This window comes from Haliscomenobacter sp. (assembly GCF_041740695.1).
Classification (GTDB): domain Bacteria; phylum Bacteroidota; class Bacteroidia; order Chitinophagales; family Saprospiraceae; genus Haliscomenobacter.
In genome coordinates this window covers 14,761-34,474 of sequence record NZ_JBGSLK010000007.1, presented here as the reverse complement: position 1 = coordinate 34,474, position 19,714 = coordinate 14,761, and the positions used below count along the sequence as shown (strand labels likewise).

At 47.1% G+C, this 19,714-nt stretch carries 21 protein-coding genes and 1 tRNA gene; 7 read left to right on the top strand and 15 right to left on the bottom strand.

Annotation, left to right across the window (positions count from 1 at the left end; translation table 11 throughout):
* Positions 1–182 precede the first annotated feature (182 nt).
* The 6 genes from ACEW9O_RS01345 to ACEW9O_RS01320 all read right to left on the bottom strand — a co-directional run bounded on the left by ACEW9O_RS01345 (position 183) and on the right by ACEW9O_RS01320 (position 3,603).
* Positions 183–824: a Crp/Fnr family transcriptional regulator gene (locus ACEW9O_RS01345; RefSeq protein ID WP_373548316.1), complete on the bottom strand. Its 642-nt coding sequence runs from the start codon at positions 822–824 to the stop codon at positions 183–185.
* 8 nt (positions 825–832) lie between these two features.
* A complete protein-coding gene (locus tag ACEW9O_RS01340; RefSeq protein ID WP_373548315.1) occupies positions 833–1,219 on the bottom strand; it encodes a DUF983 domain-containing protein in 387 nt (128 codons plus the stop codon).
* A gap of 123 nt (positions 1,220–1,342) precedes the next feature.
* Positions 1,343–1,684: an ArsR/SmtB family transcription factor gene (locus ACEW9O_RS01335; protein WP_373548314.1), complete on the bottom strand. Its 342-nt coding sequence runs from the start codon at positions 1,682–1,684 to the stop codon at positions 1,343–1,345.
* A gap of 202 nt (positions 1,685–1,886) precedes the next feature.
* Positions 1,887–1,971: transfer RNA gene (locus ACEW9O_RS01330), tRNA-Leu, on the bottom strand.
* 108 nt (positions 1,972–2,079) lie between these two features.
* Complete coding sequence (locus tag ACEW9O_RS01325) at positions 2,080–2,853, bottom strand: ABC transporter ATP-binding protein (protein WP_373548313.1); 774 nt, start codon at positions 2,851–2,853, stop codon at positions 2,080–2,082.
* A gap of 6 nt (positions 2,854–2,859) precedes the next feature.
* On the bottom strand, positions 2,860–3,603 hold the full coding sequence (locus ACEW9O_RS01320; protein ID WP_373548312.1) for an MlaE family ABC transporter permease: 744 nt from the start codon (positions 3,601–3,603) through the stop codon (positions 2,860–2,862).
* 115 nt (positions 3,604–3,718) lie between these two features.
* On the opposite strand from ACEW9O_RS01320, the gene ACEW9O_RS01315 reads away from it, so the two are divergent.
* On the top strand, positions 3,719–4,417 hold the full coding sequence (locus ACEW9O_RS01315; RefSeq protein WP_373548311.1) for a GNAT family N-acetyltransferase: 699 nt from the start codon (positions 3,719–3,721) through the stop codon (positions 4,415–4,417).
* Here ACEW9O_RS01315 and ACEW9O_RS01310 read toward each other — a convergent pair.
* The 3 genes from ACEW9O_RS01310 to ACEW9O_RS01300 all read right to left on the bottom strand — a co-directional run bounded on the left by ACEW9O_RS01310 (position 4,326) and on the right by ACEW9O_RS01300 (position 7,070).
* A complete protein-coding gene (locus ACEW9O_RS01310; protein WP_373548310.1) occupies positions 4,326–4,949 on the bottom strand; it encodes a hypothetical protein in 624 nt (207 codons plus the stop codon). The two genes, ACEW9O_RS01315 and ACEW9O_RS01310, sit on opposite strands and share 92 nt — an antisense overlap.
* A gap of 65 nt (positions 4,950–5,014) precedes the next feature.
* Positions 5,015–6,043 carry a methionine synthase gene (locus ACEW9O_RS01305; protein WP_373548309.1) on the bottom strand — a complete coding sequence of 343 codons (1,029 nt, stop codon included), beginning with the start codon at positions 6,041–6,043 and terminating at the stop codon, positions 5,015–5,017.
* 127 nt (positions 6,044–6,170) lie between these two features.
* Positions 6,171–7,070: a hypothetical protein gene (locus ACEW9O_RS01300; protein WP_373548308.1), complete on the bottom strand. Its 900-nt coding sequence runs from the start codon at positions 7,068–7,070 to the stop codon at positions 6,171–6,173.
* A gap of 62 nt (positions 7,071–7,132) precedes the next feature.
* Here ACEW9O_RS01300 and ACEW9O_RS01295 point away from each other — a divergent pair, with 62 nt between their 5' ends.
* From ACEW9O_RS01295 to ACEW9O_RS01270, 6 genes are all read left to right on the top strand, one after another.
* Positions 7,133–7,408 (top strand): SWIM zinc finger domain-containing protein, encoded by a 276-nt coding sequence (locus ACEW9O_RS01295; protein WP_373548307.1) that lies wholly within the window; start codon positions 7,133–7,135, stop codon positions 7,406–7,408.
* Between the two features lie 137 nt (positions 7,409–7,545).
* Positions 7,546–8,061 (top strand): exonuclease, encoded by a 516-nt coding sequence (locus tag ACEW9O_RS01290; protein ID WP_373548306.1) that lies wholly within the window; start codon positions 7,546–7,548, stop codon positions 8,059–8,061.
* A gap of 35 nt (positions 8,062–8,096) precedes the next feature.
* Positions 8,097–9,242, top strand: coding sequence for a cystathionine gamma-synthase (locus tag ACEW9O_RS01285; protein WP_373548305.1), 1,146 nt, complete (start codon positions 8,097–8,099; stop codon positions 9,240–9,242).
* Positions 9,243–9,408: 166 nt separating this feature from the next.
* Positions 9,409–10,398, top strand: a complete 990-nt coding sequence (locus ACEW9O_RS01280) for a hypothetical protein (RefSeq protein ID WP_373548304.1) — start codon at positions 9,409–9,411, stop codon at positions 10,396–10,398.
* A gap of 103 nt (positions 10,399–10,501) precedes the next feature.
* Entirely contained in the window at positions 10,502–11,215 is a 714-nt protein-coding gene (gene purQ, locus ACEW9O_RS01275) for a phosphoribosylformylglycinamidine synthase subunit PurQ (RefSeq protein WP_373548303.1), read from the top strand.
* Between the two features lie 116 nt (positions 11,216–11,331).
* A complete protein-coding gene (locus ACEW9O_RS01270; protein ID WP_373548302.1) occupies positions 11,332–13,902 on the top strand; it encodes a cytochrome c biogenesis protein CcdA in 2,571 nt (856 codons plus the stop codon).
* 35 nt (positions 13,903–13,937) lie between these two features.
* On the opposite strand, the gene ACEW9O_RS01265 is transcribed toward ACEW9O_RS01270, so the two are convergent.
* From ACEW9O_RS01265 to ACEW9O_RS01240, 6 genes are all read right to left on the bottom strand, one after another.
* Positions 13,938–14,420: a biotin/lipoyl-containing protein gene (locus tag ACEW9O_RS01265; protein ID WP_373548301.1), complete on the bottom strand. Its 483-nt coding sequence runs from the start codon at positions 14,418–14,420 to the stop codon at positions 13,938–13,940.
* 5 nt (positions 14,421–14,425) lie between these two features.
* Positions 14,426–14,806 (bottom strand): hypothetical protein, encoded by a 381-nt coding sequence (locus tag ACEW9O_RS01260; protein WP_373548300.1) that lies wholly within the window; start codon positions 14,804–14,806, stop codon positions 14,426–14,428.
* Positions 14,807–15,060: 254 nt separating this feature from the next.
* Positions 15,061–15,342 (bottom strand): AtpZ/AtpI family protein, encoded by a 282-nt coding sequence (locus ACEW9O_RS01255; RefSeq protein WP_373548299.1) that lies wholly within the window; start codon positions 15,340–15,342, stop codon positions 15,061–15,063.
* Positions 15,311–15,769 (bottom strand): polymer-forming cytoskeletal protein, encoded by a 459-nt coding sequence (locus ACEW9O_RS01250; protein WP_373548298.1) that lies wholly within the window; start codon positions 15,767–15,769, stop codon positions 15,311–15,313. Before ACEW9O_RS01250 ends, ACEW9O_RS01255 begins: the two co-directional genes overlap by 32 nt.
* Before the next feature lie 312 nt (positions 15,770–16,081).
* A complete protein-coding gene (locus tag ACEW9O_RS01245; protein WP_373548297.1) occupies positions 16,082–17,137 on the bottom strand; it encodes a PorP/SprF family type IX secretion system membrane protein in 1,056 nt (351 codons plus the stop codon).
* A 369-nt stretch (positions 17,138–17,506) separates the two neighbouring features.
* Complete coding sequence (locus ACEW9O_RS01240) at positions 17,507–19,450, bottom strand: TlpA family protein disulfide reductase (protein ID WP_373548296.1); 1,944 nt, start codon at positions 19,448–19,450, stop codon at positions 17,507–17,509.
* Positions 19,451–19,714 lie beyond the last annotated feature (264 nt).

The following is a 19,714-nucleotide window of genomic DNA, read 5'->3' as shown; positions in this document are numbered from 1 at the left end:
GCGGAGGGCACATGAATAGCCCCTGGCTTTAGCCTGGGGTTGGCGCAATAACCTCCGATTTGGGCTTTAGCCCTTGTTTGATTTAGATTTGGGCTAAAGCCCGATCAAGAGGCGTTTTCCGACCCCAGGCTAAAGCCAGGGGCTATTCATGTCCTCCGAGCAAAATGTCCAGTAGTATGGGTTTAAATCAACTCAATTTTGTTGCGCCCCAGTTTTACTTGGCCATCGTTTTCCAACTGTTTGAGCAGGCGAGAAACCGCTTCGCGCGAGGCATTCAGGTCGTAGGCAATTTCCTGATGGGTGGCCGTGATCACTTTGGAATGGGTAGCTTTCGCTTTTTTGTCCAAATACGCCAACAAGCGCTCGTCCATGTGGTGAAAAGCGATGCTGTCGATGGTGCGCACCAGTTCCATCATGCGGTAATCGTAGGTTTGCATGACGAAGTTTTTCCAACTTTGGTACTTCGTCATCCATTCGTCCACGTAGCGGATGGGAATGCCGATCATTTTGGTATTTTCCTCAGCGATGGTGCGGATTTCACTTTTTTTGTTCATCATGCAGCAGGTGAAGGACATGGAACAGGTTTGTCCTCCTTGCAGATAGTACAAAAAAAGCTCGTGGCCATCCTCGTCTTCACGAGATACCTTGATGGCTCCCTCAATGACCAAGGGAACCAGTTTGACGTACTGGCCTACGTCCATGATCACTGTACCTGCCGAAAACTCAGTGAGTTTGCCCACAGTGGCAATTTCTTCTTGCAGCGCTTTTTCCGCAATGTTGGGAAAATGCTTGCGTACGAGTTCTAAAATCTGCTCATCCAGCATATTGAGTCCTAAATTTTACCCTGCAATTTCGTATTAGCCATCAATCCCAGCCAAATCGAGCGGGAAATGCGGAAAACAAATACATAAAACAGCGCAGAGATAGCGATTAGGATGGCAAAGGACAACTCGATACTCAGGTTGAGCACCCAGTGCAAGAGCATCACAAAACCAATGGAAAAAAAGCCTGAGGTGATGTAGGAAATGAACATGGCCCCGTAATAAAAGCCGGGTTCAGGGAAATAGGACATTTGGCAGTTGGGGCACTTTTCGTGCATGTCCAAAGGGCGTTTGAAGGAAAAAGTGGGCGTGGGAAAAAGGTCACCTTCGCCACAATTGGGGCATTTCATCCCCAACATTCTGCTCAACTTGGAGCTGCTGTTTGTCGTTGTGCTCATTTGATTAAAAGAAGCTTTAAAATGAATACATGAAGATGTTTTCATGTATCCGTTAAAAAAAACGATAGCTGGCTTACTGCTGTACAACACTTAAGCAAGCCAGGCTTTTATTTCTTTCCAACCTCAAATGTTGCATTGGCAATTGTCGAGACATTCCAAAATGAGGGAAACATCCCGTTCTTTCAAGGAATACAACATACTCCGACCTTCACGTTTGACCGAAATCAAACCTCGCAAACGCATGTTTTGCAAATGGTGAGAGGTAAGAGATTGTTCGCTGCCCAACATGTCGCAAATTTCGGTGACCGAAAGTTTCGGATGTTGTTCGAGCAAGTGAATGATGCCCAAGCGCATAGGGTGAGCTACCGTTTTGAGGATTGCCGCGATGCGTTCCAGTTTTTCCGCCTCTTTGTTTTCAGCGGTGGAGCCATCTTTGTTGTACAATATACCACTTGGTGTGTCCATAAAGGATTTGCGCTTTAGAACTTAAACAAGCTCTGGGTGAATATTCTTCGAGTGTAATGATAAGAAATATTCAGAATATACGCTTGAGAGAGGCATTAAGTTTTATGCTGGGAAAATTTGGAGGGAAAAATAAACGGAAAGCCCTAAAACAACAAACTACAGAGAGCAATCGAGCTTCTGTAGTTGATGTAACCATAAATTATGGTGCCCAGAACAGGATTCGAACCTGCACACCTTGCGGAACTACCACCTCAAAGTAGCGTGTCTACCAATTTCACCATCTGGGCAAGGTATGAATGACCACGGGGGTCGATTGCTCTTTCGTTTAGAGCGATGCAAAATTATAGTCCACTGGGAACATATGCAAGTGCTATTGACTTTTTTTCAAAAAGAATTTAGCCTTCCTGCGAGCGCTCGAGCGCAGCTGCACGGAGGCGTTGCAAAAACGGCGAAGCAAAAATGAACTGCTGGAGCGTGTCATTGGTGCTTTCGAGTACCTCGCTTTTGTCGCCACGCCAGGCCAGTTTCCCTTCGTGGATCAGGACGATGTTGTCGCCGATCTCCATCACCGAGTTCATGTCGTGGGTGTTGATCACCGTGGTGATGTTTTTATCGATGGTGATTTCGCGGATCAATTCATCGATCACGATGGCGGTTTTGGGATCGAGCCCGGAGTTGGGTTCGTCGCAAAAGAGGTATTCCGGGTTAAGCACAATGGCTCGGGCGATCCCTACCCGTTTTTGCATCCCGCCACTGATTTCAGAGGGGTATTTTTTGTGCACTTGACCCAGGCTCACCCGTTCCAAACAAGAGTCGACCTGCATGGCTTTTTCCTTCCAGGTCATGCTGGTGAACATATCGAGCGGGAAGCGGATGTTTTCCTCTACTGACATGGAATCAAACAGTGCCGAACCTTGGAACAGCATGCCAACCTTCATTCGGATGGCCCGCATTTCCTTTTTATTCAGTTGGCTAAAATTGACATCGCCGTAAAAGATATCGCCAGCGGTGGGTGTTACCAACCCTACAAGTATTTTCAGCAAAACCGTTTTACCAGCCCCACTTCTACCAATGATCAGGTTGGTTTTCCCTGGGAAAAACTCCGTGGTTACGCCCTTGAGCACTTCCTGGTCGTTGAATGATTTATAGACGTCTATGGTGCGAATCATGCTGAATTAGGTTAAAATAGATGCAATCAGGTAATCGGCCAAAAGGATCAAAATGTCACTGAATACCACCGCATTGGTGCTGGCCTTACCCAATTCAATACTCCCCCCTTTGACGTAATAGCCCTGGTAACAGGATACCGAAGTGAGGATGAAAGCAAATACAATCGCTTTGACAAACATCATGGTAACATTGCCATCTTTAAAAAACGACCGCACGCCCATGATGTAATCGTTGTGGGACAAGCTCCCCGACAACACCATCGCCAAATAACCACCGATGACACTCACAAAAGCCGCAATGGCTACCAACAAGGGAATTACCACCAGCGCAGCTATGATTTTAGGCAATACCAAGTACCCTGCCGTATTCACCCCCATGATTTCCATGGCATCGATGTGCTCCTTTTGGCGCATCCCGCCAATTTCAGAGGACATGTTCGATCCCACTTTACCCGCCAAAACCAAACAAGTGATCGTAGGTGCTAATTCAATAATGGTACTGTCACGGACGATGTAGCCAATGTAATAGAGCGGAACCAGGGTTCCATCCAATTGATAGGAAAACTGAACCGCCGTAACTGCCCCAATAAACAAGGAAATCAGGATGACGATCACCAGGGAGCCAATCCCAATGTCGTTCATCTGCCGGGTGGTCTCCTTATAATACATGTAAGTCCGCTCGGGGCGAGCCAAGGCTGTACCCAACATCATGAGGTAGCGGCCAAAGTGGTATAACTGTCTGGAAATCATCGGTTAGAATAACAAGATTCAAAAACAAAGGCACAAAATACGGGTTTTGGGCCGATTTGTAGAAATATTTTGTGGATTTACTAGATTTGTCGTTCAAACACACCTGCAATCCAACATGGGAAACAACAACATTGGCATCAAAGCGGTTGAAGCTCAGGAGCTGCCTTTTTTGCTGGAATTGAGTCGGGACACCTTCGTGCGCAACTACGGGCACCTCAATGAGCCCGTTTATTTTCAACAATACCTCGATAAAGCTTTTAATTTGCCCCAATTCGAGGCAGAATGGGCCGATCCCCTCAGCTTGTTTTATTGGACTATGGTTGATGGAGAATATGCAGGGTATTGCAAATTGATGCGCGAAGCCCCCGCCAAAGGTTTGGAGGAGGCTGGCGACCAAGTTCTGGAAATTCAGCGCATTTATGTGGATGACCGCTTCCAAAAACTGGGCTTAGGGAAACTCATGCTGCAAAAAACGCTGGAGATCGCACAAGCATCGAACTACCAATGGATCTGGTTGGGGGTTTGGGAAAACAATCATAAAGCTATCGCCTGGTACCAATCGCAAGGTTTTGAGGCATTTGGAGAACATATCTTTTGGATGGGGGATGACCCGCAGAGGGATTGGTTAATGAAGATAAAAGTGAAAAGTGAAAAGCAGGTACACCATTTGGATTTCACCGCTGGGTGTATTTTTTTCACTTTTCACTTTTCACTTTTATCTTTTACCTCATCGGTGGCCGTCTTCTCTTGCTACTTCCCCCACCCTTCTGCATCATTTGGCCACGCATGGCACCCATGCGGTTGGCGGCATTGAGTTGGCCTTTATTTTGTTTGAGGGCTTTGTCAAATTCCTCGATCTGGTTTTTGATCATGCCTTCGGTTACTTTCAGACTTTTGATGGTGCGCATGTGCGCTTCAGCTTCTTTGAGTTTGCCCTTGTTGGCTTTGATGCTGGCCAATTGTAGTTCAATCATCACCTTTTCATTGTCGGTTGGTAATTTTAAAGACTGCGCTTTACTGAGGTATACTTCACCTGCTTCAGTATCTTTATCCGACATGGCCATCGTGCCTTTGAGCATGTAATAATAAGCGCGATTGGTGACGTAAAGCCAGTCTGGCTTCAAGGTCAGGTTGAGGCGCTGGGTAGCCGCAGCCATATCACCCGACTGCATGATTTCAGCCGCAGATTGAACCGTTCCCAGCAGCACATAACCCACGGTGAGGCCCAAACCAATCAAAATGAAGGGAAAACCATACCAAAACCCAAAAGCCGCCGAAAGCGCAATGCCCCCTAGGGTCAACACCGCCATCAGCGCAAAACGCAAATAAATATTGATTGTAAACATCCTAGCTGTTTTTATGCGGCAAAGGTAGCCAGTACTGCGGATACTTCAAATAAACACTTGAAAAATCACAATTGATCGCGTACTGCTTTTGCTCCTTTGACCATGTTGAACAATTTTTGGCGTGAAGCCCACCTAGCTGTTTGGCTCAGTCCACAATCCGGGGCTACCGCCAGTTTTTCAGCCGGGACGTACTGTAAACAACGTTTGATGCGCTCGATTACATCGGCTTCAGTTTCGATGTAGTAGTTTTTGACATCAATGATGCCCACGGCAACATCCATTTTTTCGGCAAATGGGGCCAATAATTCAATTTCGGCAAATTCCCGGTTGGCCATTTCAATGTGAATTTCATCCACATTGAGGTCCAAAAAATCGGGAATCATCGGTTTGATGCTGCGAAAACCTACCGGGCGGCCTTTGAAATTGCCAAAACACATGTGGGTCGACAAGCGGCATTTACCCTGGATGGATTCCACGGTGCGGTTGAAGATGTCGACAAACCGTTTGGTATCTTCCTTGTAGGCGTAACAACTCATCGAGGGTTCATCCACCGTAATTTCGGTACAACCTGCAGCTACCAAATCCTCCAGCTCCTTGCGTACAATCGGCAATAGGGCTTCTGTAATCGCGTAACGATCCTTGTACTGCTCGTTGGGCAACATGCGGCCGCTGAGGGTATAGGGTCCGGGTACGCTGGTTTTGAGGGTAGGACCAGCCGGGGCTAATTTTTTCAGGCGCAGGTATTCTTTGACAGCACCAAGTCCGTCGGGTGCGCGCAGGGGCTCTACGATGCTGTGTTTGCCTCGTTGGTCGTGCGCGGCTGGCCCAAACTTGCGGGTCTCCGTTTCATTGTTTTGAATCCCTTTGATGTAGCCATAAAAGGAGAGGTTGAAATCCAGGCGGGTTTGTTCGCCATCGGTGATGACATCCAGTCCGGCGCTAACCTGGTCGTGGATGGCTGTTATCACCGCGTCTTCGATCATTTCTTCAATGTCTGCCCGGCCAAATTGCCCAAGGTGGCGGGTTGCAAATTCCAGCCAGCCCGGGAAGGGGTAACTTCCAACAACGTTGGTGCGAATGGGTGTAGGTTGCATGGAGTGTCTGATGTTTTGGTAAATATAGGGAAAAGGTTGAGAAGGTTGAGGGAAGTTGAGAAGGTTTAGGCTGCCGCAGCGACTTAGACGCGACCTTGTTTAAGCCGCTGCGGCAGCCTAAACCTTCTCAACCTCCCTCAACTTTCTCAACCCTTCTTTTTAACTTCACTTGCTTCGCCCTCGGTTTAAACATTATTGTACGCTCTGAAGCGATCAAAACCCTTTTTTCACTCACATACCCAATCGATTCGTATTGTGTAGGTACCAAGGGTGGTTTTTTTACTCTGGTTTTGCTTAGGGTACCTTTAAAAAACTGGCTGCCAGGAAAATCCGATAAGGTCCAAACCGTAGTACGGGTTTTGGGCAAGAGCCCCAGAAAGGTCATGCGGTAAAAGTAGGACAAGAGCGCAATTTGACGTCCATCTGGACTCACTGCTGCCCCGGTCACTACCCGCTTGGGCAACAAGAGACTATCTCGCAAAATGGCCGTATATTTCCCGGGCTGAGTAGGCAATACATAGTGTTTGGTGTAGTAATTACCGGCGCCCATGCGGTTTTTGGAAAAAACATGCAAGGAGTCGCGAAACCACAAAAAACCTTCGGCATCAAAATTCCATTGAGGCAAAGGAGGCGGGAAGGATACCTGATCTGGATAGCTGAACAGGATGGAATCGAGCTGACGGGTACGGGGATGGTAGCGGTAAATGCGCAAATCCTCGCGGCGATTGAGGTTGTTACCGAAGTCACCCAGGTACAAAAAACCTTGGGAATCGGCAGTAATGTCTTCCCAGTCGCGGTTTTGGATGCCTGGAATGGCTACGCGCTGGCGTACTCTGCCGCGCCCGTCGGTGAGCAAAAGTCGGGGCCGGTCGCCACTATCGTTGTGCCACCAAATGCTATCAGGAGCAGTGATGTACAGCCCCGAAACTTCCACAAAATCGGGTGGAAGCACGAATTTTTTCTTCTGGGCGGGAACCAGGGTGGGTAGCATTAGGGTTAAGAGTAGGAGAATCAAATGATTGCGCATGATTTGAATTTAATAAACGCTGAGTCAACAAACGCTGAGCTCCAAAAATAACTGTTTTACGCATGGGTATTCCTTTTCACCTCCACGAAATCGATCAGGTTTTTCCGGCTAAAGTGCTCATGGAAGGGGAAGACCTCTGGCTGGACGGCGCACTCGTTGGCCTGGAAGAGTATCGGAATACCTGGAGCGCCAAGGTTTACGCAGGAAAAATCGAGCAAGTATCGCTCAAGGTGAGGGGCAAAGAAGTGATTGCGGTGAGTTGTACTTGTGCGGTTAAAGGGCTGTGTCCGCATGTGGCGGCATTGGCTCTGGGCGTGGAAGAAAGTTTAGATAGTTAATGGTTTAGGGAAGTTGAGGGAGGTTGAGAAGGTTGAGGCTACCACAAGCGACACTTCGGCTTCGCTCAGTGACCGCTCGCGGCAGCCTCAACTTTCTCAACCTTCCTCAACCTTCTCAACCCCAAAAAAATAAAACAATGGCTTACATTATGGTGGACGTCGAAGCGGACGGCCCAATCCCCGGTGATTATTCGCTGATTTCCCTAGGGGCAGTGCTGGTGAAACCAGAATTGGATCAAACCTTTTTTGCCCAATTCCGACCCATTTCGGAGCAATATGTGCCCCCGGCACTGGCCGTTTCTGGCTATTCCCGGGAGCAAACCCTGGGTTTTCCGGAGCCCAAAGGAGAAATGCAACGTTTTAAAGATTGGCTAACGGAAGTTTGTCCCGATCGACCCATTTTCATCAGCGACAACAATGGTTTCGACTGGATGTTTGTATGCTGGTATTTTCATCATTTTTTGGGCGAAAACCCCTTTGGTCATAGCTCCCAGAATCTGGGGAGTTTGTACAAGGGTCTGGCCAAGGACACCTTTGTCAACTTCAAACACCTGCGCATTACGCCACATACGCATCACCCAGTAGATGATGCCAAAGGGAATGCTGAGGCCATGTTGGAAATGAAAAAAATGGGACTGAAGCTGAAGTTGTAATTTACTACCTTTACGCCCCTAACCAAACAGCAATCATGAAATTCGGAACCAAAGCCATTCATGCGGGCATTGAGCCAGATCCATCCACTGGCGCGGTCATGACCCCGATATACCAGACCTCGACGTATGCACAGGAAGCACCTGGGGTACACCAGGGATATGAATACGCCCGCACCCAAAACCCCACCCGCTCAGTTTTGGAAAAAAACATGGCGGCTCTGGAGAATGGCGAGCACGCGGTGTGCTTCAGCAGTGGCCTGGCAGCGATGGATGCCATCATTCGTTTGTTGAATCCAGGCGACGAGCTCATTTCCAGCAATGACCTGTACGGTGGATCTTACCGTCAGTTGGTGCGGGTACATGGGCGTTACGGGCTGGTTTCACATTTTGTGCCCATGCAGGATTTGGGTAGCATTGCGGCCAAAATCAATGCCAAAACCCGGATGTTGTGGATTGAAACCCCCACCAACCCAATGCTCAGTTTGGTAGATATTAAAGCGGTATGTACACTGGCGCGGGAGCAAGGCATCCTGACTTGTGTGGACAATACTTTTGCCTCACCTTATTTGCAAAACCCACTGGATTTGGGCGCGGATATCGTGATGCATTCTGCCACCAAATACATTGGTGGTCACTCGGACGTGATTCATGGTGTAGTGATTACCAACAATGATTCAATCGCACAGCAATTGCGCTTTTTGCAAAATGCCATTGGAGCCGTGCCGGGGCCACAGGATTGTTTCCTGATTTTGCGGGGCATCAAAACCTTACACTTGCGGGTGGAACGGGCTTGCCAAAACGCGGAAAAAATCGCCCTGTTTTTGCGCAATCATCCCAAAGTGCGCAAAACATATTACCCAGGCTTTAGCGACCATCCCGGACACGCCATTGCCAAAAAACAAATGCGGCATTTTGGGGCCATGGTTTCTTTTGACCTGCATACCGATACCCTGGAATACGCTACAAATGTGTTGTCGAATACAAAATTGTTCACCCTGGCGGAATCCCTGGGTGGCGTAGAATCCCTGATTGGCCATCCGGCTACGATGACGCATGCCAGTATTCCGCTGGAAGAACGTTACAAAGTTGGCCTGACCAATTCGCTGATCCGCTTGAGTGTGGGCATTGAAGATGTGGAAGATTTGATTGAGGATTTAGCGCTGGCGCTGGATCGTTTATAAAAGAAGTTGAGGAGGTTGAGATGGTTTAGGAAGGTTGAGGCTACCGCAGCGACTTAGACAAGGTCTTCGTCAAAAACGCTGCGGTAGCCTCAACCTTCCTAAACCTCCTCAACTTCTCAACTTCTTTTTATACATTTGCTTCATTACCTATGCAAAACTATAACTAGTGCTCTCTTTATTCCGCACCAATCAGATTCTGTCGACCATTTTTGTACTGTTTTTTGCCACTTTGATGTTGGCAGCCCCAGTCTTGTTGCAGGTGAAAGACCAGCCCGACGAGTACGGCATTTTGTACCATTACCTGCATGAGCTGATTCAGGGGAACAATACTACTGCGCTGTTTTTTGCACTGGGCTTTTTGTTTTTGGGCGCCTTTACGGTGAATTACATTGACCTCAATTTTCGTTTGTCCAAAGACATCAACATGATGCCGGGGTTATTTTACGTCCTGGTGAGTTGTACTGCGCCACAATTGGGCGTTTTTTCGCCTTTACACGCCGCTAACTTCTTTTTGCTGCTTACGCTCCATGAATTGATGGACACCTTCAAGAAGCAGTCGGTAGCCGACCGGGTGTTCAATGCGGGCTTTTTTTTGGCCATTGCCAGCTTTTTTTATCCCTCTTATCTGGTCTTCGTGCTCCTTATTTTCACCGGTTTGAACGTGATGCGGGGATTCAATTTGCGAGAAAGAATGATGGCTATTTCGGGCTTGATCGTGCCCTATGTGTTGATGGGGGCCATCGCTTTTTGGTTCAACCATTTTGACCTGTTCTGGAAATTGCAGTTCACGCAGGCTTTTGGCTGGCTGGACTGGGCAAATACACCATTCACCATTACTGTATTATTGGTCAGCACTGTATTTGTGATCCTAATCCTGGCGGTGATTTTTCAACAAGGCAGCTTGACGGGCAAACGGGTCATCCAGTCTCAAAAGCGCATCAACTTGTTGTTTTGGGCCTTGTTCATCGCGATCCTGAGTGTACCGATTCAGGCTGGGGTGCAGCTACAACACTTGATGATTCTGGCTCCGGCGGCGGGGCTGCTCAGTGGAATGCTGTTCAGTTCGATGTCGCGCAATTGGGCCGAATTTTTGCACATGGTCTGGTTCGCGCTGGTGATGATTTTAAAGTATCAGGCCTTTATTTTTCCAGGATAAATGCTGTCTCATCACTCAACATTCACTTCAGTTCCTTACCTTTGCATTTTTTAAGCATAATTCATCTGGCGAAGTTATTCGCGGATGACCAAACGCTCAAACCATGAAATTCGGCATAGTTGTTTTTCCCGGCTCCAATTGCGACGATGACATGATGCACGTGCTCGGCAACGTCATGCAACAGGAAACGGTAAAGATTTGGCACAAAGAAACCCAATTGGACGGCTTTGCCGCAGGGGATTGTATCGTGTTGCCTGGGGGCTTTTCTTTTGGTGACTACTTGCGCTCGGGGGCCATTGCCCGCTTTTCTCCCATCATGAATGCGGTGGTTGATTTTGCCAATAATGGTGGCCTGGTGTATGGCATTTGTAATGGTTTCCAGATTTTGTGTGAAGCTGGATTGCTGCCAGGAGTGCTTTTGCGCAATTCCAATCAGCAGTACATCTGCAAAAACGTATACCTTAAAACCATCTCCAACAATAGTCCGCTTACCGCGGGTATCCATTCTGGACAAGTGTTAAAAATTCCCATTGCCCACGGTGATGGTCGCTTTTATGCCGATGCAGAAACGCTGGCCGAGTTGGAAGCCAATGATCAAATTCTATTCAAATATTGTGAGCCAAAGGGTGAAATTACCGCAGATGCCAACCCCAATGGCGCGCTGGACAACATTGCGGGCATTTGCAATAAACAGCGCAATGTGTTTGGCATGATGCCCCACCCTGAGCGGGCTTCGGAAGACATCCTCGGCAATTCCGATGGCCACCGTTTGTTTGATTCGCTGGTGAAAATGACCCACATGTCGGCCTCAATGTAACGGCGCGGACAGCCTGGCCTTTATATCACTGAATTTGTTTTTTGCGTTACAACCATTGGTAAACTGAAGCTGTTCTTAAAGTGCCTGTTCAAGATTTTTATAAAAAAGACTTTCCCATGAGAATAGTTGCTTTTTTGTTCCTGTTGTTTTGTGCTTTTAGTGTTTCTGCTCAAATTGAAGACCCGGTTAAATGGTCGACCAATTTGAAGAAGTTGAGTGCAAATGAATATGAACTGATTTTTGTGGCCAACATTCAGGATGGCTGGAACACCTATTCTCAATACCTGGAAAGCGACGATGGTCCCGTGCGTACCTCCTTTCATTACGACAAAGGTACTTTCCAACTGGTGGGCAAAAACATCGAAGAGGGTGACCGCAAGGAAGGCCACGATAAGATGTTCGACATGAACGTCATCAAACTGTTCCATACTGCTACCTTCCGCCAAAAAATCAAAGTAACCGATCCCTCCAAACCCATCACCGGGTATGTGGAGTACATGTGCTGCAACGACGAGAAGTGTTTGCCGCCTACCGAGTTTGCGTTCAAATTTATGTTGAACGAGGCTGGGGCTGAAAAAAAAAAGGTAGGTAGTCTTGAGGGAGATAAGGTAAAGGATGCTCAAGATAAAAATGCGGCACCTGTTACTGCTCCTGAATCATCAGTAGCCAATGCGGATTTCCAGGTCACCGATCTTTCCGGTGCAGCGAATGCTCCCGGCCTGCAAGCTTATGCGAAATGGGAAAGTTCAATCAAAAAATTGCAGGGAAACGTTTATGAGATCACGATAACTGGTATTCCTGAAGCTGGCTGGCATTTGTATTCTCAATTTACTGACGAAGGAGGTGTACTTCCTACGACCTTTACGTACAATCCCGGTAAACACTACACCTTAGATGGGAAAACCAAAGAGGCAGGAAAGATTAAAGAGAAACTTGAACCACTTTTTGGGGTAGTCGTTAAGCAATTTGAAGGCAATGCGGTTTTTACCCAAAAAGTAATAGTGACCGATCCCGAACAAGCCATCACCGGTTTCCTAAACTTCATGGCTTGCAATGCCAGCACTTGTTCAATGCCAACGGATGTGGATTTTCACTTTGTACCGGCTAAGCTGAGTGCTTTGGTGGGGATAGAGGCAAATAAGGCAATTAAAGGGGGAACTGAAGCTCCCATTGGTACCACGCCATTAGAAACCTATTTTGGTTTGAATAAACCTCAACTCGATGCGCCATTGGGGCAGTGTGGAGTTGCAGATGAAGTAATAACAGCCAAAACGGGTTTTTTCAAAATATTTTTGCTGGGATTCTTTGGCGGGTTATTGGCCTTACTCACGCCTTGTGTATTCCCGATGATTCCTTTCACGGTGAGTTTTTTCACCAAAATGAGCCAAAACAAAAAGGGTAAGCTGATTGGAAATGCCTCCATGTATGCTGGCTTCATCATTTTGGTTTACCTGCTCTTGAGTATCCCTTTTCACTTGATGGACAACATCAACCCGGATATTTTGAATGATATCTCCACCAATGTGTGGCTCAACATCATCTTCTTTGCCGTATTTGTCTTTTTTGCCTTTTCCTTTTTTGGATATTACGAAATTGCACTGCCGAGTTCCTGGGTGAATCGTTCCAGTCAGGCGGAAAATTTAGGCGGTGCCCTCGGGATATTTTTTGCCGCCTTGACTTTAGCCCTGGTTTCTTTCTCTTGTACGGGGCCGATTTTGGGCTCTCTGCTCGCGGGTGCCTTGACCTCGGATGGAGGCGCCTGGCAATTGACGGCAGGGATGGGTGGATTTGGATTGGGGCTGGCACTACCCTTTGCGGTTTTTGCCGCCTTCCCCAGCATTTTGCAATCCTTGCCTAAGTCGGGCAGTTGGATGAATACCATCAAAGTGGTTTTAGGCTTTCTGGAATTAGCCTTGGCCCTCAAATTTTTATCGAATGCGGATTTGGTGAAAGATTGGGAGTTGTTGACCATCGAGCCTTTCCTCGCGATTTGGTTGTTGATTTTCCTGGGCTTGGCCTTATATCTGTTTGGTCTTATTCATTTCCCACACTACGGAAAAGAAAGGTCCAACGGGATAAAAATAGGCATGGGACTGGTTTCCTTGGCTTTTGCGATCTACCTGGGAACGGGTTTTATGGTCAATAAAGCGACGGGTTCCTATCAATCCTTGACTTTGTTGAGTGGATTAGCTCCTCCTGTATGTTACAGTTGGTTCAAGCCTTGTGACTGCCCACAGGAGTTAAACTGCTTCAAGGATTTACAACAGGGTTTGGCTTACGCGCGCGAGGTAAACAAACCAGTGCTGATTGATTTCACTGGGCACGCTTGTGTGAATTGCCGCAGAATGGAAGAAAATGTGTGGCCAACCAAACCTGTGTATCCGCTGCTAAGTAAAGATTATGTACTGATCTCTCTTTATGTTGATGATAAACGGGAGTTGCCCGAGAAAGACCAAATTGTAGTAGAAACTGCACAAGGAGGGACCCGCAAACTGCGCAACATCGGCCACAAATGGGCACATTTCCAAACGGAGTATTTCAAGACCAATAGCCAACCTTATTACGTATTGCTTTCTCCAGACGGGCAGTTATTAACCAATCCGTTGGGAGGAATGCAAGAAGAAAACCTATACGGTAGCTTTTTACAATGCGGCAAAGACGCGTTCACCCGCTTGTCAATGAAATAATTGGGCAAAGGGTAGAGACGCACGGCTGTGCGTCTCTACTCCATCTCCAGCAGCACCTGATTTTTATTCACGGCTGCACCTTTCTCCACTTTTATTTTTTTCACCACCCCATCGCCGGGTGATTTCAGCACGTTTTCCATTTTCATGGCTTCGAGGATCAGCAAAGAGTCGCCTTTTTGTACTTTTTGGCCAGCCTCTACCATTACTTCCAGCACTAGGCCGGGCATAGGAGCTTTCAAGTCTTTGAACTTAGCTGCTGCTTGGGTATGCAAACCCAGCCGCTCAACCATCTGGTCAAACTGGTCGGCAATTTTCACCTCATACACTTCTCCATTGATCCGAAAGACAAAAGCTTTGGCGTGGTAATCTACTTTTTCCAAAGTGGCCAAATAGGTCTTTTCGCCATGCAGCACATGGAAATACTGCTCGTCCAATCGAATGAAATCCAATCCGGTTTGGGTTGCATTTTCCAGCACCACCTGACCGTTAACGGATACCTTATAATTTGGTGTTTGCATAAAAACTAGCGGGTTCTGCCCAAATTCATCAAAAGGGCGGTTTCAAAAACGGTGTAAATCAAATAAATGCCAAAAAATGGCACGATGAATAACTTATCAGCGGGTTTGGCCAGAAAAAAATACCCGACCACAATCATCAAGGAAAACAACATTTTGATCATGGTCAAGCCCATGAAGGCGTTGGTGAATTGATGCTTGTTGGTGCTGCGGGCAGCCATATTTCCGTACCAAAAGGCGAGCAGGGTAAACAGGACAAAAAAGGCAAAAGTACCCCACGCAAACGCTGCGTGTACCTGAAACCCGGGCAGCAAATTGAGTAAAAACACCCCAAGTGCTGTGCACGCCGACACAATGCCCAAATACAGCAAAAAACGGGATTGATTCATGTCTATGCAGTTGAAAATTGAATTCAACTACAAAAGTACAAAACCCAGTGCATTAACTTATAAGGTGAACTACGCTAAAGCGCAGCTATTTTGCAGTAAGAAGAGGCGTTAAAAAACGCGCATAGCCTAAGCTCTGTAAGTTTTTTACAACGAAGTCTTACTGCAAAAGAGCAAGCCAGAGTGTGGTGAAACTTATGAGTTAATGCGCTAGATGCATAATTATGCGATTAGTCTATTTGAAAGGAAGGCAAATGTCAGCGCGGAGGCTGATTCTTGTTCGAAGGCAACAAATCTTTGAGGGTGGTATACAAGGCGGCAAAAATGGCCAACAGGGAAAGTGCTACGGTGAACCAGGGTTTGGGGCTGTGAAAATAAGTGTCGAGTTTGCGCCCCAGCAAAGCGCCGATGAGGATAATGATACCCATTTGGAAAGCCATACCCGAATATTTAAGGTAAACATTGGATGCGGCTTTCCCCTTGGAAGTGTCAGATGGATCCTTTGGATCAGTTATTGGGTGCTTTGACTCCTTTTTCATCTTCTTTTTTGGCGACAAGCGGGGCTGAGCTCGCTTTAGCAGCAGGTGCCTGACTGCCCATGTTGCAGGTTACATTGAAGACCGCTCCCGACTGAACCAATAATTTTCCAGTGGTTACTTCCCCACTCACTACCGCATTTTCACGGACGTTGAGCAATTCTGCTACCACAATGGTCCCTTCAAATTTACCTTCTATCACTGCGTTGGCGCAGCGGATTTCCCCCTCGATTGAGCCAGTTGGGCCAATCACCACTTTGGCGTCGCAGAAGAGTTTTCCTTTGATTAAGCCATCAACGCGGATGTCGCTTTCGGAGCGTACCGTACCTTCAACTACAGTGCCCTGTACCAGGCTATTGAAGGCGTTGGGATTCACCGGAGCAACAGATCCATTGCGTGGCTTGCTGTTGGAATCTTTACTGCTAAACATTGCGTTCAATTTTGGTTTACGAATGATTATGACTGTTATAACGCCTCAAACTGAAATTCAGTGTCCAGCTGCGTTGTTGGTATAATCGGTCATAAAAATCAAAGTCACAAGATAGAAAGAAAATGGCAATTGCACTCCTGGATGAACTTGAACACTGTAGAACCCCAATAAAAAAAGGCCTCCCGCAAGTATTTTTTTGCTCCGGGAGGCCTTTTTTAAGGGATAAAATTAAGGAGCGCAACCCACGAATTTATTCGTGGGTAAAGCGTGTCCACAACCCTAACCCATGACTTTAGTCGTGGGTTATAGGTGCTAGAAATTCGGACAGTACACCCCACGGCGTTCCAAACCACAAATTTTATAAATCAAGCTGAACTCAAAAGCCCCCTGTGAATTGGAAGCAGGTTTGAGTTGAGATACGTTGATGTCGTAGCTAAAACCAAGGCTCAGGTCGTTGAAATCAAATCGAGTAGAGGCGATGATGGCGTCGGTCAGGTAACCCTGTTCCAGTTTGTTGGCCACACGGCCCCACAAACCCAACTGAAAAGCCTGATAACTGTCCTTTGTCTGATCCAACATAAAACGAAGGCTTGCACCAGCGTTCACCTGAAAAGAGGGCCCTTGACGCATCACGATGAAACCAGGGAGAATCCCCATTTTTCCACTGGAAGTAGGAAACTCGCCACCCGCATGCACCGTCCAGCGGCTAAAGATGGGGTCTTCTTCACCCTCAGTATCAAAGGATTGATTGGCCCGATTCAAGTGGTGAAAAGCACCGCCGATGTATACGTTTTTATTGCCATTGCGGTGAAAATACAACAAACCTGCTGCCATATCGGCAAAGAGGAAATTGTCGCGGTTAAAACGGTCCTCTTGAGAAGGTAGAGATGGATCGAAGCCACCCTCGCCGTCGTGCTGGGTACCCCAGCGTAGATTCAGGAAGTCGAGGCTGCGTTGAGCCAAACCAGCTTCGGCACCCACCACCAAATAACTGGCTTTTTTGCGGCTACCAGCGATTTGTTTGGAGTAAGAGCCAGAGATTTTTCCAGTCAGGGTAGCAAAATTGGCTTCACCAGCCCGGTCACCCCAGAAAGTACCTCCTACCCCAAAATAGTCGTAACGGCCAACCGGAATGCGTTGGTCGTAAGAGACTGAATAGGTGCGGAAGGAATTGGAGCGCAGCACGCTGCCCCATTGGTTGCGGTAGTTTACAGCCACACGAGAGTTGCAATTCATCACCCCAGTCATCGCCGGATTGAGATTGAGCGGTGACATGTAGAACTGCGAAAAGTGAATGTCTTGCCCCTGCAAAATGGTTGCCCCCCAGATCAGCAGGCCCAACGCAAGTATTGATTTCCAGTTTTTCATATAGATAGCGAGGGTTAATAATCGGTTTTGAGTACGAACTTGTTTGAATTTTTGCTGCTTTTACCCGTGCAACTCAAACAAGCTTGAAAACAAATATGAATTTTTTGAAATTGTGCTGCAAGTATACACAACTCTCTTAATAACTGTAATGCCCAAAGCCCTGAAAAATTCAAGTAAAGCCAAAGTTTAACATTACTGTGAACTTGGATACAATTTTCAGCAGTTAAGATAGGGTTTTTACTTCGGTTTCACAACTGCACAAGCAAAACGCTGGAATAAATATTTGTATTGCGCGAGGGATTTCAGATTTGGGATTTCGGTTTGAGCAACGCACCAACCGAAATCCCAAATCCCAAACCCGAAATGAGTTTAAGGTTTCACCTCAGCTGCCAGATCAATCATGGCCGCTACTTCTTCAATCAGCGTTTCGGTGCCATTGAAGCCAACGCTCATGAATTTGATGCGGCCATCTTTACCCACGATGAACTTGGTAGGGATACCTTCTACTTTATAACTACCCACCACTTTATCATCATTGTCCATCAGTACGTTGAAGCTGTACTTGTTTTTTTCGATGAATTCGGCGGCAGCTTTTTCTTTGTTCTCACCCTTTTCCCAGGTATCGATGAAGAGGAAAACTACATCGCTGCGGTCTTTGAGGGCTTCAAGTGATTTTTGCATGCCAGGGAAAGAGGCTTTGCAAGGTCCACACCAGGTTGCCCAAAAGTCGAGGATCACTACTTTTCCTTTCAGGCTGCTCAGGGCAACTTCTTCCCCTTTGAGGTTGCGCAGTTTGAAGTCGGGCGCTTCCTTGTCGATCATTTTTTTGCGCAGCTCTTCCCGTTTGTGGGCTTTGGCATCCTCTTCCAGGTTGGCCAGGTAGCGCTGAGCGGCGACTTCGGGGCTGTTGTTGGCCTGAAACAAGCGGACAAACTGTGTTTTCATTCCCTCTGAAGCGGTGCCACTAGTGATCAGTTTTTCCAACATGGCTTCAGCCTCCTTGCCACCTTTGGCTTTTTCGAGGTAGATGCAGTAACGTTCGTTGGTTTCGGGGTCAGTGAATTTATGGGTTTCGTTGTAAACCTGCTGGTATTCCAGCGCTTCGGCGTATTTGCCCGTGCGGTAGAGGCAAACTGCGTAGGTATCGGAGAACATGCCGAGTGCGCTTTTCAGGTTATCCTTCATTTGTTTGGCGCTAGCGTAAGCTGGCACATCCGCCTTATCTGTTGAAGTTTGTAAAGATTTGATCAGGTCGATGGATTGTTTGGAGTATTTGGCCGAACGCTCTGCATCCTCTTTACTCACTTCTTTGACAATGCCTTCGCCACACAATTGCCAGGCTGCGCTGTTCAACAGGTTGGCTTTGCGGTTTTTGTCGGTGGTTTGATTGAGGTATTTCTCAAAATTTGCCCAATCTTTTTTGCCCAAATACCCACTAGCAATCACCGAAGTGAGGCTGGTGTAGGCATTTTTTTCGGTAGGGGAAAAGGGTAACCCAGCCAGTGATTCGTACAAGGCCACTTTTTTAGGCAAGTCTTTTTCCATACTGACCGCCTCCATCTTTTCACTCCGCACCAGCATACCTTTGGGGTACTTCTTGCGAATGTTGTTCCCTACAGTTTCCAGCATAGCCTTGTCATCCAGGGTTTTGTATACCTGGTAGGCATTGAACAAGTTTTGCTCTGTGGCTTTTTTGTCGTTGGTAATGGCTTCGGCCATCTTTTTGGCTTCGGCCAAGGCGGCTTCATCTTTAGCTCTTTTGCTTTCCGCAGTGAAAAAAGAAAGCAAAGTTGCGTCTTTACGGGCAGCGGGATTGCTGGTAAATTCTTCTTTTACCAACGCAAGTGCGGCGGGTACATCGCGATCAGCATTGGCATAATAACCGTAACGGCCTTTGATCAAACCAAGGTTGCCTTTTACACCGGGCAATAGGGCTTTGCGATCGGCCTGATACAGGCTGAATCCGTAGCCTTTGCCACCATTGTTGTCTTTTTCGCCCTCCACTTCATTGGCTAAGGCAATGTAAAAGAGGTTGGCTTTGGCAGGAATGGTCAGGTTGGCTTTGAACACGCCTTTTTCTTGTACAAAATTGACGTCTTCAATGTGGAAGCGATCTCCAGTCGGGTTGTTGTTCAGAAAGAGTACAGTGGCCTTTAGTTCTTTTTCATTGGCAAGTATCGTCTGGTCTTGGTCGTAGGAGAGGGTAACGGTTTCGCCAGCAATTGGCTTTTCGGGAGAACATTGTAGCGCTTGAGCGTTTAGGCTCAAAGTAGCGACGAGGGCTACTGCAAAAGTCAGGATTAATGATTTCATATCTTGAGAATAGGTTAAATAATCGTGATTGCGAATTGTCATGTGGATGTAAAAATAGAAAGTTTTTGATTTAATGCCGACTCTGTGGTAAATATTGTCGGAGAAGGAACAAAAGGGGAATTTTTGGTGTCTCTCAGGGCAGCTTTGCCTGCTTCCGGTTGAATTGTTTTTTCGCCCAGCAAAAAATCCCCCAGTTTCAGTTACCTTAGGGCAATAAAAAAACAAGTGTTCCTTTTGCCAAAAGATTAGACAAGTAAACGGTTC